At 63.4% G+C, this 13,016-nt stretch carries 16 protein-coding genes; 7 read left to right on the top strand and 9 right to left on the bottom strand.

Features of this window, described 5'->3' with window-relative positions; all coding sequences use genetic code 11:
- Positions 1–729, top strand: coding sequence for a Clp protease N-terminal domain-containing protein (locus tag KTR60_RS25250; protein WP_228401373.1), 729 nt, complete (start codon positions 1–3; stop codon positions 727–729).
- Positions 730–798: 69 nt separating this feature from the next.
- Here KTR60_RS25250 and KTR60_RS25245 read toward each other — a convergent pair whose 3' ends face one another.
- Complete coding sequence (locus KTR60_RS25245) at positions 799–1,002, bottom strand: cold-shock protein (protein WP_003939930.1); 204 nt, start codon at positions 1,000–1,002, stop codon at positions 799–801.
- Positions 1,003–1,346: 344 nt separating this feature from the next.
- On the opposite strand from KTR60_RS25245, the gene KTR60_RS25240 reads away from it, so the two are divergent.
- The 3 genes from KTR60_RS25240 (at position 1,347) to KTR60_RS25230 (ending at position 3,162) form a co-directional block, all read left to right on the top strand.
- On the top strand, positions 1,347–1,880 hold the full coding sequence (locus KTR60_RS25240; RefSeq protein WP_228401372.1) for a hypothetical protein: 534 nt from the start codon (positions 1,347–1,349) through the stop codon (positions 1,878–1,880).
- A gap of 111 nt (positions 1,881–1,991) precedes the next feature.
- Complete coding sequence (locus tag KTR60_RS25235) at positions 1,992–2,396, top strand: hypothetical protein (RefSeq protein ID WP_228401371.1); 405 nt, start codon at positions 1,992–1,994, stop codon at positions 2,394–2,396.
- Between the two features lie 46 nt (positions 2,397–2,442).
- On the top strand, positions 2,443–3,162 hold the full coding sequence (locus tag KTR60_RS25230; RefSeq protein WP_228401370.1) for a dienelactone hydrolase family protein: 720 nt from the start codon (positions 2,443–2,445) through the stop codon (positions 3,160–3,162).
- On the opposite strand, the gene KTR60_RS25225 is transcribed toward KTR60_RS25230, so the two are convergent.
- A complete protein-coding gene (locus tag KTR60_RS25225) occupies positions 3,163–3,888 on the bottom strand; it encodes an SDR family NAD(P)-dependent oxidoreductase (RefSeq protein WP_054188428.1) in 726 nt (241 codons plus the stop codon). It abuts the gene before it with no gap.
- 72 nt (positions 3,889–3,960) lie between these two features.
- Between KTR60_RS25225 and KTR60_RS25220 the strand changes: the two genes are divergently transcribed.
- Entirely contained in the window at positions 3,961–4,500 is a 540-nt protein-coding gene (locus tag KTR60_RS25220; RefSeq protein ID WP_099698127.1) for a MarR family winged helix-turn-helix transcriptional regulator, read from the top strand.
- Here the strand turns inward: KTR60_RS25220 and KTR60_RS25215 are convergent, their stop codons facing one another.
- From KTR60_RS25215 to pcaH, 6 genes are read right to left on the bottom strand one after another with little or no spacing between them, the layout of a single operon-like run.
- On the bottom strand, positions 4,501–5,712 hold the full coding sequence (locus KTR60_RS25215; RefSeq protein WP_007730007.1) for an acetyl-CoA C-acetyltransferase: 1,212 nt from the start codon (positions 5,710–5,712) through the stop codon (positions 4,501–4,503).
- Positions 5,713–5,736: 24 nt separating this feature from the next.
- Positions 5,737–6,561 carry an IclR family transcriptional regulator domain-containing protein gene (locus KTR60_RS25210; RefSeq protein ID WP_054828151.1) on the bottom strand — a complete coding sequence of 275 codons (825 nt, stop codon included), beginning with the start codon at positions 6,559–6,561 and terminating at the stop codon, positions 5,737–5,739.
- Entirely contained in the window at positions 6,558–7,739 is a 1,182-nt protein-coding gene (gene pcaD, locus KTR60_RS25205; protein ID WP_228401369.1) for a 3-oxoadipate enol-lactonase, read from the bottom strand. The genes KTR60_RS25210 and pcaD overlap by 4 nt, the downstream gene beginning before the upstream one ends.
- Positions 7,736–9,064 carry a 3-carboxy-cis,cis-muconate cycloisomerase gene (gene pcaB, locus KTR60_RS25200; protein WP_003940620.1) on the bottom strand — a complete coding sequence of 443 codons (1,329 nt, stop codon included), beginning with the start codon at positions 9,062–9,064 and terminating at the stop codon, positions 7,736–7,738. Before pcaB ends, pcaD begins: the two co-directional genes overlap by 4 nt.
- A gap of 11 nt (positions 9,065–9,075) precedes the next feature.
- A complete protein-coding gene (pcaG, locus tag KTR60_RS25195) occupies positions 9,076–9,717 on the bottom strand; it encodes a protocatechuate 3,4-dioxygenase subunit alpha (protein ID WP_042924957.1) in 642 nt (213 codons plus the stop codon).
- Positions 9,710–10,429, bottom strand: a complete 720-nt coding sequence (gene pcaH / locus KTR60_RS25190) for a protocatechuate 3,4-dioxygenase subunit beta (protein WP_007730015.1) — start codon at positions 10,427–10,429, stop codon at positions 9,710–9,712. The genes pcaG and pcaH overlap by 8 nt, the downstream gene beginning before the upstream one ends.
- Positions 10,430–10,600: 171 nt before the next feature.
- Between pcaH and KTR60_RS25185 the strand changes: the two genes are divergently transcribed.
- Together KTR60_RS25185 and KTR60_RS25180 are read left to right on the top strand one after the other, a co-directional pair.
- Positions 10,601–11,347, top strand: coding sequence for a CoA transferase subunit A (locus KTR60_RS25185; protein ID WP_030536554.1), 747 nt, complete (start codon positions 10,601–10,603; stop codon positions 11,345–11,347).
- Positions 11,344–11,991 (top strand): CoA transferase subunit B, encoded by a 648-nt coding sequence (locus tag KTR60_RS25180; protein WP_007730017.1) that lies wholly within the window; start codon positions 11,344–11,346, stop codon positions 11,989–11,991. Before KTR60_RS25185 ends, KTR60_RS25180 begins: the two co-directional genes overlap by 4 nt.
- Positions 11,992–12,054: 63 nt before the next feature.
- Here KTR60_RS25180 and KTR60_RS25175 read toward each other — a convergent pair whose 3' ends face one another.
- A complete protein-coding gene (locus KTR60_RS25175; protein WP_228401368.1) occupies positions 12,055–12,933 on the bottom strand; it encodes an AraC family transcriptional regulator in 879 nt (292 codons plus the stop codon).
- Positions 12,934–13,016: the final 83 nt, after the last annotated feature.

Raw genomic sequence — 13,016 nt, 5'->3', positions numbered from 1 at the left:
ATGAGCAAACCAGCGGAAATGACCAACAAGGTTCGACTCGACGACCTCATCGACGCGATCAAGAAGGTGCACACCGATGCTCTCGACCAACTCTCCGACGCCGTGATTGCCGCTGATCATCTCGGTGAAGTTGCAGATCACCTGATCGGTCACTTCGTCGACCAGGCGCGCAGGTCGGGAGCGTCGTGGACGGAGATCGGCGCGAGCATGGGTGTCTCGAAGCAGGCTGCGCAGAAGCGTTTTGTTCCCAAGGCGCCGAGTGATCAGAAGCCGATGGATCCGAACGAAGGGTTCAACCGGTTCACTCCCCGGGCGAAGAACGTCGTCATGGCCTCGCAGAACGAAGCCCGCGCCGCCGGTAACGCAGAGATCCAGCCGGAGCACCTGCTCCTGGGGCTCGTCGAGGAGCCTGCCGGGTTGGCTGCGAAGGCGATAGTGGCGCAAGGGGTGGAGCTCGGATCCGTCCGAGCTGCAGTGGCCGGTGTACTACCGACTCCGACTTCCGAACTACCAGAACTCATTCCGTACGACGCTCGTGCGCGCAAGGTCCTGGAACTGACGTTCCGTGAGGCTCTTCGCCTGGGCCACAACTACATCGGAACCGAGCACATCCTGCTCGCGCTGCTCGAACTCGAAGACGGATCAGGCGTTCTGGCTGATCTCGGAATCTCGAAGTCGGTGGCGGAGTCGAACATCGTTGGAGCGTTGGCCGTCATTCAGGATCAGTGATTCAGAGGTGAATCCGATGCAGAAGAGGGCCGCACCCTTGCGGGTGCGGCCCTCTTCTTGTGTCACTGATCAGACAGCGCGCACATTGGTGGCCTGAGGACCCTTCTGGCCCTGGCCAACCTCGAACTCCACACGCTGGTTCTCGTCGAGCGACTTGTAGCCGTTGCCCGAGATTTCAGAGTAATGAACGAACACGTCCGGTGTTCCGTCGTCGGGAGCGATGAAACCAAAGCCCTTTTCGCCGTTGAACCACTTCACGATGCCCTGTGCCATACCGATACTCCCTACAAACTCGATCCGGGCCCTCACATCGAAGTCCCGATCTCGATATGTCTATCCTCCCACGCCGCGCAAGTCGAACGGTGGGCGACGTGCAAAAGACGGTAATTCGGAAGCTTTCGAGGAGGGAATGGCAACTGATCTTCGACTGATTTTCGACGCTGGAGCGACCCGATCGCCGAAGGCAGGGACTGGTGGCTCGCCCAACTGCCTGCGGTGATAGATCAGCGGGAATGTACTTGTCCGCTCGAGAACGGTCCATTTTTATCGCTCCGATCTCGGAATCGCAAACATAGGAACCCTATGGAAGATGAGGGTGGGCTAACCTCTCTTTCGCTGTGCCCTCGGCGCGCGCAGCAGTCGCCGAGAAGGAGAGTGCATACATGTACGGAACGATTTGTGAATCCACGACGTCTGAACTGGTGGACCAGCTCAGTCGCCGTGGGTTCTTCGGCGTCGGCGCGGCGGCAGCGGCCGCCATCCTTGCGGGGTGTTCGACTACATCAGATGCTTCTGATGCCGGCGAACAACGTGAGGTGATCAATGCGCTCGGAACCACCACGATCTCGGGGAAGCCGGAAAGGATCGTTGTTGCCAGCGACTTCACGGATCTCGAATTCCTGCTCTCTCTCGGCGTTCACCCAGTCGCCTACGGCAATACGGGTGCGTGGGACCGCGGTGCACTGCCGTGGCAGAGCACCGCTGGAATAGCCGATCTCGAAAGCTTCGACACCACAGGCGAAATCAGCCCGGAAATCATCGCGCGCTACTCACCGGATCTCATCATCGGAATGAAGACCTATCTCGAACCGGCAGCCGAGAGGCTCAGCCAGATCGCGCCGGTCATCGCGCTGGACTGGACCACCTCGTAGCGTGACGGCGTCGCCACGGTCGGGCAGGCCGCTTTTGTCGACGAGGCCGCTGCTGCAGCGATCGCCCGGACCGACGCCCTGATCTCCGACACCGCCGCTTCGCTGAACGGCTTGGGTGGCAAGACGATCATGATCGGCTCGATGTACGGCGATCAGTTGTATGTGCAGGGGGATGCCAGTGCGCCCGGGGTTCTGCTGCGCGAACTCGGACTCGACTATCGCGGATACAACGCCGAGCAGATGACTGCGCTGTCGATGGAGCAGGCGGAGGTACTCGCACCCGCAGACATTTTGCTCAGCCTCGCTTCTGATCAGGAAGCGACGACGAGGTTGGAGAACTTCGCAGTTTTCCAGAACCTCCCCGCGGTGAAGGCGCGAGCCTATGCGCCGGTCGAACTTCTGCTCTCGAATGCCTTTGTCGACAATTTCGGTCCACTGAGCGCACCGTACGCCTTGCCGCAGCTCGCCGAGGTCTTGACCGGGCTTGCAGCGGGCCAGGGAAAACAGCTCCCCTGACCTCGCTTCCGAGCCTATTGACGCCGCGTCGGCCTAGCATCGAGACATGGTGGACATAGATCTGACGGGCCGCGCCGCAGTAGTCGGCGGATCACAACCGCTGCGAGCGATACTCGAAACCCCCACTACCCCCGGCCCGTGGCCGGGGGTAGTGATGATTCACGAGGCCTTCGGGCTCGAGGAGGTGATGCAGCGGCAAGCCAAGCGGCTGGCCGCTGCGGGGTTTTTGACGCTTGCTGTCGACCTCTACAGCGCGGGCGGGGCGAAGCGGTGCCTAGTGCCCACCATGACGTCGATGCTTCGAGGACACGGCAAGGCGTTCACCGACATCGAAGTCGCTCGCAGTTGGCTGGTGGAATCCCGGGACTGCACCGGAAAGATCGGTGTCATCGGATTCTGCATGGGCGGCGGCTTCGCGATGGTCAGCGCCGGAGATTTCGACGCTGCCTCGGTCAATTACGGTCAGCTTCCACGCAAACTCGATGAGGCCGTGGTGGATGCGTGCCCGATCGTCGGGAGTTTCGGAGGCAAGGACTTTTCGCTCCGGGGTGCTGCAGCGAAGCTGGAGACGGCGCTCAGCAATGCCGGTATCCAGAACGACGTCAAGGAGTACCCCACCGCCGGCCACGCGTTCCTCAACGACGCGGAGGCCGGACCCAAGGTGCTTCGTCCTTTGGAGCGCATCCTCGGAATCGGTCCCGATCCTGTTGCAGCGCAGGATGCCTGGAAGCGAATCGACTCGTTCTTCGAGCGCCACCTGGCGTGATCAGCGACTGGTTCTCTCGCCGCCGTTGACTGCCAATACCTGACCGGTGATCTGCCGGGCACCCGGTGAGGCCAAGAAATGGACGGCTGATGCGATGTCGTCCGGGGTTCCGGCGCGCTTGGTGCTGGTGGATTCGATCAGCATCGCGCGACGCTCGTCCGTCAGAAAGTCCCGGAAGAACTCGGTGTCGGCGATGTAACCGGGGGAGACGATGTTCGCCGTGATGCCTTCTGGGCCCAGTTCGGCGGCCAGATCGACATTCCACGTCGCAACTGCTGCTTTGGCAGCGCCGTACGCTCCAGCTCCCTTGTCGGCGGCAATCGATCCGATGGTGATGACGGCACCGCCACTGGGGATTCGATCTCGAACTGCTGCTGTGGTCAACACTGCCGAGATCAGATTGGAGTCCAGATTGGCCCGCCACCCGGCGGCCAGGGATTCCAGATCTGACGGCGCTTCACGATCGAAGTCCGTGTTACCGCCGGCGCAGTGCGCCACGACGTCGATGGTTCCCGGAAGCGAATCCTGCAGCCGCTTCAGGTCTTTCGGGTCGGAGTTGTCACAAGTCAAGGCGTGAACATTATCGCCCAACTCCTCCGCGGTCTTTTCGAGTGGTTCCGTGCGTCGGCCGGTGACAAAAACGGTGTCTCCGTCCCGGGCGAACGCCGCTGCAACTGCGCGCCCGATCCCTGTTCCGCCGCCGGTTACCAGAACTGTGCGTGTCATGCCTACCTCCGTGAGCTACGTTTAGACCTATACGAAGAACGTATCATTTAGAGCTAAACGAGGTGTGCAGTGGTGGGCGACTACAACCCGGACGACGCGGTGGACGCGGTTGCCTTGGCGTGGCTTCGCGAAAGGCCGGGCACGCCCGTGGAGGGTATCGGCATCGTCACCAGGCTGTGGATGTGCGCCAAGCTGCTCGGTGAGGATCGCCGACGGGTACTCGCCTCGGCCGGTGCGGACACAGCCACGCTGGACCTACTCAGTGTCCTGCGGCGATCCGGCGAGCCGTATCAGTTGACGACTCGCCAGATCACCGAGCAGACCGGAGTCACGGCCGGTGCGATCTCGCAGCGACTCGCACGCGCGGAGAACGCGGGTCTGGTGGAGAGGTCCTCCGCCGCGCAAGGGTCACGAATAGTGCTCGTGACCCTCACTGCCGCCGGTCACGAACTGGTGGAGCAATTGGTGGACCGAGTTCTCGGCCGTGAAGCCGAACTGACGTCGATTCTCACCGAGCAGCAGCAGGCCGAACTCACCGAACTGCTGCGTGTCTTTCTCGACGGCCTACGCGGCGAACTCGGTGACTCCGGCGTCGCGCACGTCGGGGCTTGATCAGGACAGGCGCTCGAAGACCGCAGCCAGGCCCTGCCCGCCGCCGATGCACATCGTCTCGAGGCCGTAACGCGCTTCGCGACGGTCCATCTCGCGCAACAGGGTGGCCAGGATTCGTCCACCCGTAGCTCCGACCGGATGTCCGAGGGAGATGCCGGAGCCGTTGGGGTTGATGCGTGGGTCGTCGGCCTCGAGATTCCAACTCTGCAGGACTGCAAGGGCTTGTGCCGCAAAGGCTTCGTTGAGTTCGATGACGTCCATGTCCGCCAGGGACAGCCCGAGGCGGCCGAGTGCCTTCTCCGACGCCGGTACGGGGCCGATGCCCATGGTGCGCGGCGGAACGCCCGCAACGCTCCAACTCGCGAGGCGTGCGAGCGGTCGCAGTCCGAGGGTACGAGCTTTGTCGGCGGTGGTGACGATCGCCAGTGCTGCGCCGTCGTTCTGACCGCTGGCATTACCTGCAGTCACGGTGGAGTCGGGGTCGATCTTTGCGCGCATGGGACGAAGGCGCGCAAGCGATTCCATCGAGGTGTCGGCGCGTGGATGCTCGTCGGTGTCGACGAGCAGGGCCTCGCCCTTGCGCTGCGGAACGGATACCGGAACGATTTCTTCGGCGAAGACGCCGTTCTTCTGTGCGGCGACTGCACGCTGATGGGATTGAACCGCGAGTGCATCTTGATCCTCGCGGCTGATGGAGAACTCGGCGCGCAGGTTCTCTGCCGTTTCGATCATTCCGCCGGGAACCGGGAAGTCACGTCCGCCGGCTGTGACGCGGGCCCGCGCGAGACGATCGCTGAGCGCAACTCCTTCACCCTTGACGCCCCAACGCATTCCGGTTGCGTAGAACTCGGCCTGGCTCATCGACTCGGCACCGCCCGCGAGGACCAGGTCACTGCCACCGGACTGAACCTGCATGACGGCCTGGATGACTGCCTGTAATCCCGACCCGCACCGGCGATCCACCTGCATGCCGGGAACATCGATGCCCAGACCCGCGTTGAGCGCCGCGATGCGTCCGATCGCCGGAGCCTCACCGTTCGGCGAAGCCTGGCCGAGAATGACGTCGTCGATCTCCGCGCCGGAAATGCCGGTACGCGTGACGAGTTCGGTGATCAGCGTCGAGGCGAGATCTTCCGGGGCTACGTCACGGAAGACACCGCCGAAGCGGCCGACAGGGGTACGGAGCGGTTCACAGATGACAACGTCAGGCATTGGTTCTTCCTTGGGTCTGCTCGGTCAGCGGGTGGCAGCCGAGTGATTGTTGGACGACTGAGTACGTCCGAGATCGACGGAGATGGCGTCCGCAGTGGCGACTGCGGCCGGAACCAGTTCACCGCGAACAGCTTCGGCGCTGTAGCGGGCAGCCTGGGTGGAGATGTTGACGGCCGCGACCACGTCACCGGTTGCGTCCCGGATGGGTGCGGCAAGAGAGCGCAGACCCTCTTCGAGTTCTTGATCGACTATCGCGAATCCGTCGGCGCGAATCTTCTCGAGTTCGGCGCGTAGTCCGTCGGCCGTGGAGATGGTCTTGCCGGTCAGGCGGGCGAAGGACACTCGGGCGAGGTATGCGTTTAATGCGTCGTCGGGTAGGCCCGCGAGCAGGACCCTGCCCATGGACGTCGCATAGGCGGGAAAGCGCGTGCCGATGGTGATGGACACCGTCATGATGCGGCTGACCGGAACACGAGCCACGTAGACGACGTCGTCACCGTCGAGGATCGACACGGACGTGGATTCACGGACCTTGGCGGACAAAGCTTCCAGATGCGGCCCGGCAATCTCGGGGAGAGACAGACTGGACAGGTAGCTGTAGCCGAGTTCGAGGACGCGAGGCGTCAACCAGAACACCGAACCGTCAGTACGTACGTATTCGAGTTCGACGAGTGTGAGCAGGAAGCGGCGAGCGGTCGCACGCGTGAGATCGGTGTGCCTGGCAACCTCGCTGAGGGTGCGACGCGGGTGCTCACCGTCGAAAGCCTTGATGACGGAAAGCCCACGGGCCAGCGACTGCACGTAGTCCGGGGACGGTCCCGGCGCCTGCTCGCTGCTGTTCTCACTCATGTTGTCTCGTTCTCCTCAGGTTCGGCCGAGAGGTCCGCGAGTGCTTGCTTTCCCAGCGCAAAAGCCAAGTTGCTGTTCGGCACACCCGCATAGACCGCGGTATGGAGAAATACTTCCACGAGTTCGTCGGGATCGATCCCGGCACGCAGCGCAGCGCGAATGTGCATGTCGAGTTCGTGTTCGTTGCCGACGGCGGTGAGGATCGCGAGAGTGAGGAGCCTGCGGGTGTGGTGATCGAGGCCGGGGCGCGACCAGATGTCACCCCACGCCGTGCGAGTGATGAAGTCCTGGAAAGGGGCGGTGAACTCGGTGGCACCGGCAATGGAACGGTCGACGTGGGCGTCGCCGAGCACCTGGCGTCGTACGGTCATGCCGGCCGACACCGCGGCGCTACGTTGGGCGAGCGCAGATGTGTGCGAGGCAATATGCGTTGCAAGTAGTTTGGTGACGCGCCCGGCTTGTTCGACGTTGGCCAGGTGTGCGCCCGGATCGACCACGTGCAGTACCGCATCGGCGATGCCGTCGGCGATCGCACCCAACGTCGACGGAGGCGTCGCCGGATCCTGCTCGCCAGCGATGAGGAGCGTCGGAGCGACGATGCGGGCCAGGTCGGCGCGGCCGTCCCATACCGAAAGCGCCTCGCAGCAGGCGGCATAGCCCTCGTCGGGTGTGGCTTCGACCATTGCGACGTGGCGGGCAACTAGTTCCGGATCGTTGTCGGCCAGACCCGGCGTGAACCAGCGTCCGACCACGGCGGCCGCGATGGATGCAATACCGTCCGCTCGGACAGCCTGGGCGCGATCGATCCACGGCTGAGCCGGGGCGAACTGCGAGGACGTGCACATCAACGTCAACGTCTCGACGCGAGTGGGGTGGTGCGCGGCGATCCATTGGCTGACAGCGCCGCCGAGGGAGAGCCCGACGAGATGTACGGACTCGAGTTCGAGCGAATCGAGGAGAGCGATGACATCGCCGGCGAGATCGGCAATTGAGTAGGGGCCCGCAGGCACCGGTGACTTGCCGTGGCCGCGATGGTCGACGGCGATGACGCGGTACCGATTCGACAGCGTGTGAATCTGCGGCTGCCACATGGACAGATCGGATCCGAGTGAACCCAGGAGAACTACTGCGGGAGCATCAGGATTGCCGGTCTGTTGAAAGTTGAGCGCGACGCTCATCGGGATCCTCCTGTAGGGCGTTCGGCGAGGGCACGGTCGACCAGATCGGTGGCGTGGCCCAGATAGTGTGCGGGGTCGAGTAGTTCGGCGATCTCGGTTTCGCTCAGGTGCTCTGCGATGGCGGGATCACGATCCAATCTGGTTCCGGAAGTGGCTGCCGCGGTGACGATGTCGCGCGCTCGATCAGTGTGTGCGGACAGGGCCTTGGTGACACGCTCGGCGAGAATCAGGCCACCGGTGATGTCGAGATTGCGAGCCATCGACTCGGTGTGTACTTGCAGGCCGGTGAGGCTCACGGAAAGCTGGTGCGCCGCTCCGCCTGCCAGACGCAGGAGATCGGTGACGGTTTCCCACTCGGCGTGCCAGGGGCCTGCGGCGCGAGCGAATTCGTGATCCATGTTCGACAGGGCTGTGGCCACCAGCGCGGGAGCACGTCGCGCTGCCGCGCGGGCGGTGATCGCGGCAACCGGATTCTGCTTGTGCGGCATGGCCGATGAGCCGCCCGGAGCGCTCTCGGCAACCTCGGACAGTTCGGTGGACGCCATGACGGTGATGTCGGTGGCGGGCTTGGAAACGGCGCCGGCGACGATACCGAGTGTGGTCGCGAGTTCTGCGATAGTCACGCGGTCGGTGTGCCAGGGAGTGACCTGCCTGGCCAGGCCGAGTTCGTCGGCCAGCGCGTCGGCGATCCTGAGCCCGTCGGGATACAACGCAGCGAGTGTGCCTGCGGCGCCGCCGAATTGAACCGGCAACGTGGACAGCACGATCTCGAGGCGAATCGCTGCGGCGTCGAGTGCGGTGAACCAACTCGATGCCAGTAGCCCGAAGGTGGTCGGAAGTGCTTGTTGTCCCAGGGTTCTCGCGACCATCGGAGTAGAGCGATGGATGCGGGCGAGGTGGGCGGCGGAATCGGCGGCGCGGGTCAGGTCGGCCAGAACCACCGCGCCCGCGCGTCGCGTCAACAGCATCAGCGCACAGTCCATGATGTCCTGACTCGTGGCGCCCGGGTGCACCACGGAGGCAGGCACACCTTCCTGTCCGACCCTTTCGCGCAGCATCTTCACCAGCGGAATGACGGGATTTCCGCCGGCGGCCGACGCGCGGCCGAGCGCCACGATGTCCAGACCGCCCGGTTGTGAGAGTTCGGCCGCGGCAGCAGCCACCGCGGCGCAATGTTCCCCGTCCGCCAACCCGACTGTGGCCATCGCACAACTCAGTGCGGCCTCCACGTCGAGCAACGCGGTGACCCACGCCTGGTCGGACAGGTGCTCCGATACGCGGGTGGCCCCGAACACCGGGTCGAACAGTGCGCCGCGAGTGGGCATGTGTACTCCTCTTACAGCTCGAAGAAGGGCGTCTCGACGCCGTTCGCGTCCTCGTCCTGAACATAGACCGTCCAGGAGTACCCACCGTCGACCTTGGTTGCAACCAGCTTCGCGCGTTCGGTTTCGCTCAGTGAGGACAGCACCGGATCTGTTGCGTGTGCGTCGGCGTCTTCGGGGAAGTACAAGCGGGTGACCAGGCGGTCGAGCATGCCGCGAGCGAAGACCGACACGTTCACGTGTGGGGCCTCGTCCGCATCCGTTTCAGTGGGCTGCGCACCGGGCTTGACAGTGTGGACCAGTGCAGTGCCCGTGGGATCCGCTGCGCTGCGGGCGAATCCGCGAAAACCAGCCGGAGTGAGCTCCACTGCGCCACGGGGATCGTCCGGATGGTTGAAGCGTCCGAGCGTATCGGCCTGCCATGTTTCGATCATCGCGTCGGCGACGGGTGTACGGGCGCCGTCGATCACCGTGATGGCCAGCGTGATTCGTCCGGGGGCATCGGCGGGAGCGGCGTCGGGGCCGTCCGTCCAGGGGAGGCCGATGTGCCAGTACGGCCCGACGGTCTGAGAGGGCGTGACACCGAAGGGGGTGGTGGTGAAGTCGCCGGGGACGACCGGATAAGTGGGTGCGGGCTTCGCGGTGTGATCAGTCATCGTGGTCTTCCTCGTTCTCGAATACGGAGGCGTTACGGCCGCGCAGGACGATGTCGAAGCGGAACCCGAGAGCCCAGTTGGGGACTGTGGCGTCGTAGTCGAAGACGCTGACCATGCGGTGACGTGCTGCTTCGGGTACCGCGTTGTAGATCGGGTCCTGGAAGAACATCGGATCGTCGGGGAAGTACATCTGCGTCACGAGGCGCTGCGTGAATGCCGTGCCGAACAGCGAGAAATGGATGTGTGCCGGTCGCCAGGCGTTGTCGTGGTTCATCCACGGGTAGGCGCCCGGCTTGATCGTGGTGAAGCTGTAGTGGCCGTTCGCGTCGGTGACGCAGCGACCCAGGCCGTTGAAGAACGGATCCAGCGGCGCGGGCCAGTTGTCGCCGGTGTGGCGGTAGCGTCCACCGGCGTTGGCCTGCCACACCTCGAGCAGTGTGTGGGGGACGGGTTTTCCGTCGCCGTCGAGTACGCGGCCGTGAACGACGATGCGCTGTCCCTGTGCTTCGCCGCCGTTGGCAATGGTCAGGTCGTTTTCGCCGGCGCCGACGCGATCTTCGCCGAATACCGGCCCGGTGAGCTCCGTGAGCCGCTGGGGGAGCAGCTTCAGCGGCTGCTTCGGGTGGCGAAGGGAAGTCGTCTTGTAGTCCGCGAAATCGGCCGGGGCGTTGACGCCAGTCGGCCGCTGGTACCTCGGCGGTAGATGCAGCATAGGGAACCTCGTCGTTCGGTTACGTGAAGTTGTTCGCAATGTGTACATGTGTTGCGCTCTGCGAACAGAATAGTTCGTAGATGTGACCCAGGCAATGCCGGGGGCGAAAAATGTTCGTTATGCGGACGGGGGTTCACAATACGTACGGGTCGCGCTACTGTGATCGACATGATGGACAAAGTCATTCCCACTGCTGCCGAGGCCGTCGCCGACGTGCCGGACGGCGTCACGATCGCTGTCGGAGGTTTCGGGCTCGTCGGAGTGCCGGAAATCCTCATCGATGCGCTCCTCGAGCAGGGCGCGACATCACTCGAAACGGTGAGCAACAACTGCGGCACCGACGGGTTCGGGCTCGGAGTGCTTCTGGAGAAGGGGCGTATCCGTCGTACTGTCAGCTCGTACGTCGGCTCCAACAAGGAGTTCGCGCGTCAGTACCTTTCTGGTGAGCTGGAAGTAGAACTCACGCCGCAGGGCACGCTCGCCGAGCGCATGCGCGCCGGGGGAGCGGGCATCCCCGCGTTCTTCACCCCGGCCGGCGTCGGCACCCAGGTCGCCGACGGCGGCCTGCCACTGCGTTACGACGGCAGCGGCGGCATCGCAGTTGCCAGTCCGCCCAAGGAAACTCGTGACTTCGACGGCGTCACCTACGTGATGGAGCGCGGCATCGTCGCCGACTATGCACTGGTCCATGCCTGGAAAGGTGACCGGCATGGCAACCTCGTCTACCGCGCGAGTACCCAGAACTTCAATCCGGCTGCAGCAACGTCGGGGCGCATCACCATTGCGCAGGTCGAGCACCTCGTAGAGCCGGGTGAGCTCGACCCCGCCGAGATCCACACGCCGGGCATTCACGTTCAGCGTGTTGTCCACGTCGGCCCCGTGACGGTCGGCATCGAGAATCGGACGGTACGAGCATGACTTCTGTACTACCCACCAAACTTACCCGCGAAGAGATGGCGGCCCGCGTCGCGCGCGAACTCGAGGACGGGCAGTACGTGAACCTCGGCATCGGTATGCCGACGCTGGTTCCGAACTACCTCCCGACCGATATCACCGTTGTATTGCACTCGGAGAACGGCGTTCTGGGCGTGGGGCCGTACCCGACCGAGGACGAACTCGATCCCGAGCTGATCAATGCGGGCAAGGAGACCATCACCGTTCTCCCCGGTGCGTCGTTCTTCGACTCCTCAGCGTCGTTCGGCATGATCCGCGGCGGCCAGGTCGACGTTGCCGTGCTCGGTGCCATGCAGGTCAGTGCCACCGGAGACCTCGCGAACTGGATGATCCCTGGCCACATGGTCAAAGGCATGGGCGGCGCGATGGATCTGGTCCACGGCGCAAAGCGCGTCATCGTGATGATGGAGCACGTCTCGAAGAAGGGTGAGCACAAGATCGTCGAGGAGTGCTCGCTTCCGCTGACCGGTAAGGGCTGCGTCCAGCGAATCATCACCGACATGGCCGTGATCGACGTGACTGACGACGGTCTCCGCCTGGTGGAGACGGCGCCGGGCATCAGCGTCGAGGACGTGGTTGCTGCTACCGGAGCGAAACTGATTCTTTGACAGTCTGTTTCATCTGATGGCTCAGCCGCCGGGTCGTGACTTCCATCCGACCTGGCGGCTGTTTTACGCCCCGACGTCGCTCAGCTCGCTCTCGACCGGAATCCAGAGCTCGAACCGTGCGACGGTGAAATCGTCGTTGTATTCGGTACGCATGATCTCGGGACCAGGTACGGAGCGAAAAGGGTTGGCAGGGAACCATTCCGTGTAGATATCTCGCCACAAATACTGCACAGATTCGATTTCCGACCCGTCGGCGGTGAAGACGGCCCACGTGTGTGCGTCGACCGTCAGCACATCGAAACCCGTGGGTGAAGGTTTGCCGGTGACCACTCCCAGGTAGTAATCCAGTTCTGTGCCTTCGGTTCTGGGATGCGCCAAATTGTCGACGACACTGACGATTCCCGCCGGGTCCTGATCGGAGAGCTCGCGCAACCCTCGCAACGCAACCTTGTCCACGGAGTGGGTGAAATCTTCGATCGCAGAATTGGGACCTTCGTGAACCAATGGAACCCGGGTCTTGAACCCGACTACCGTCAGGGCAGGTTTGTCCACAAGCATGTAGTCCATCGGTGTGGCTCCTTCCAGTGTCACGTGAATGGCAAGTTTCTGTTGGGATTTGAGAACGGCGGGAGCGCGTGTGACCGCGCCGGGGCTCACGCCGTGAAATGCGGTGAACGCTCGTGTGAAGGCTTCCGCGGACGAGTAGCCGTACTTCACGGCGGTCTCCAACACTCCTGATCTGCTGACGGACAACTCGGGACCAGCCAGGGTGAGTCGACGTCGACGGATGTATTCGGATACGGGAATGCCAGCCAGGGCCGAGAACATCCTCCGAAAGTGATACTCCGAGGTGGTTGCCAGCCTTGCCATCTCGGCTGTCTCGATCTCGCCGCTCAGATTGCTTTCGATGTAGTCGAGCGCGCGGTTCAGTCCGTCGATCATCGTGTCTTCCTGTTCACGGGTTTCACGCTACGCAGATCGCTTGGGCCGTACCCGACTATCCGTGCCCGAAAAAGTAGGGCAGG

Origin of the sequence: Rhodococcus sp. C1, assembly GCF_020809065.1 — a bacterium.
GTDB lineage: Bacteria > Actinomycetota > Actinomycetes > Mycobacteriales > Mycobacteriaceae > Rhodococcus_F > Rhodococcus_F qingshengii.
Note: the sequence above shows the minus strand (reverse complement) of the source record. Positions and strands in the feature narration are given on the sequence as shown.

Bases quoted from the DNA above. Each gene is read 5' to 3' on its own strand.
- KTR60_RS25250 (WP_228401373.1), top strand. From the start codon at position 1: ATGAGCAAACCAGCGGAAATGACCAACAAGGTTCGACTCGACGACCTC.
- KTR60_RS25245 (WP_003939930.1), bottom strand. From the start codon at position 1,002: ATGGCACAGGGCATCGTGAAGTGGTTCAACGGCGAAAAGGGCTTTGGT.
- KTR60_RS25230 (WP_228401370.1), top strand. From the start codon at position 2,443: ATGGTGGACATAGATCTGACGGGCCGCGCCGCAGTAGTCGGCGGATCA.
- KTR60_RS25225 (WP_054188428.1), bottom strand. From the start codon at position 3,888: ATGACACGCACAGTTCTGGTAACCGGCGGCGGAACAGGGATCGGGCGC.
- KTR60_RS25215 (WP_007730007.1), bottom strand. From the start codon at position 5,712: ATGCCTGACGTTGTCATCTGTGAACCGCTCCGTACCCCTGTCGGCCGC.
- KTR60_RS25210 (WP_054828151.1), bottom strand. From the start codon at position 6,561: ATGAGTGAGAACAGCAGCGAGCAGGCGCCGGGACCGTCCCCGGACTAC.
- pcaD (WP_228401369.1), bottom strand. From the start codon at position 7,739: ATGAGCGTCGCGCTCAACTTTCAACAGACCGGCAATCCTGATGCTCCC.
- pcaB (WP_003940620.1), bottom strand. From the start codon at position 9,064: ATGCCCACTCGCGGCGCACTGTTCGACCCGGTGTTCGGGGCCACCCGC.
- pcaG (WP_042924957.1), bottom strand. From the start codon at position 9,717: ATGACTGATCACACCGCGAAGCCCGCACCCACTTATCCGGTCGTCCCC.
- pcaH (WP_007730015.1), bottom strand. From the start codon at position 10,429: ATGCTGCATCTACCGCCGAGGTACCAGCGGCCGACTGGCGTCAACGCC.
- KTR60_RS25185 (WP_030536554.1), top strand. From the start codon at position 10,601: ATGGACAAAGTCATTCCCACTGCTGCCGAGGCCGTCGCCGACGTGCCG.
- KTR60_RS25180 (WP_007730017.1), top strand. From the start codon at position 11,344: ATGACTTCTGTACTACCCACCAAACTTACCCGCGAAGAGATGGCGGCC.
- KTR60_RS25175 (WP_228401368.1), bottom strand. From the start codon at position 12,933: ATGATCGACGGACTGAACCGCGCGCTCGACTACATCGAAAGCAATCTG.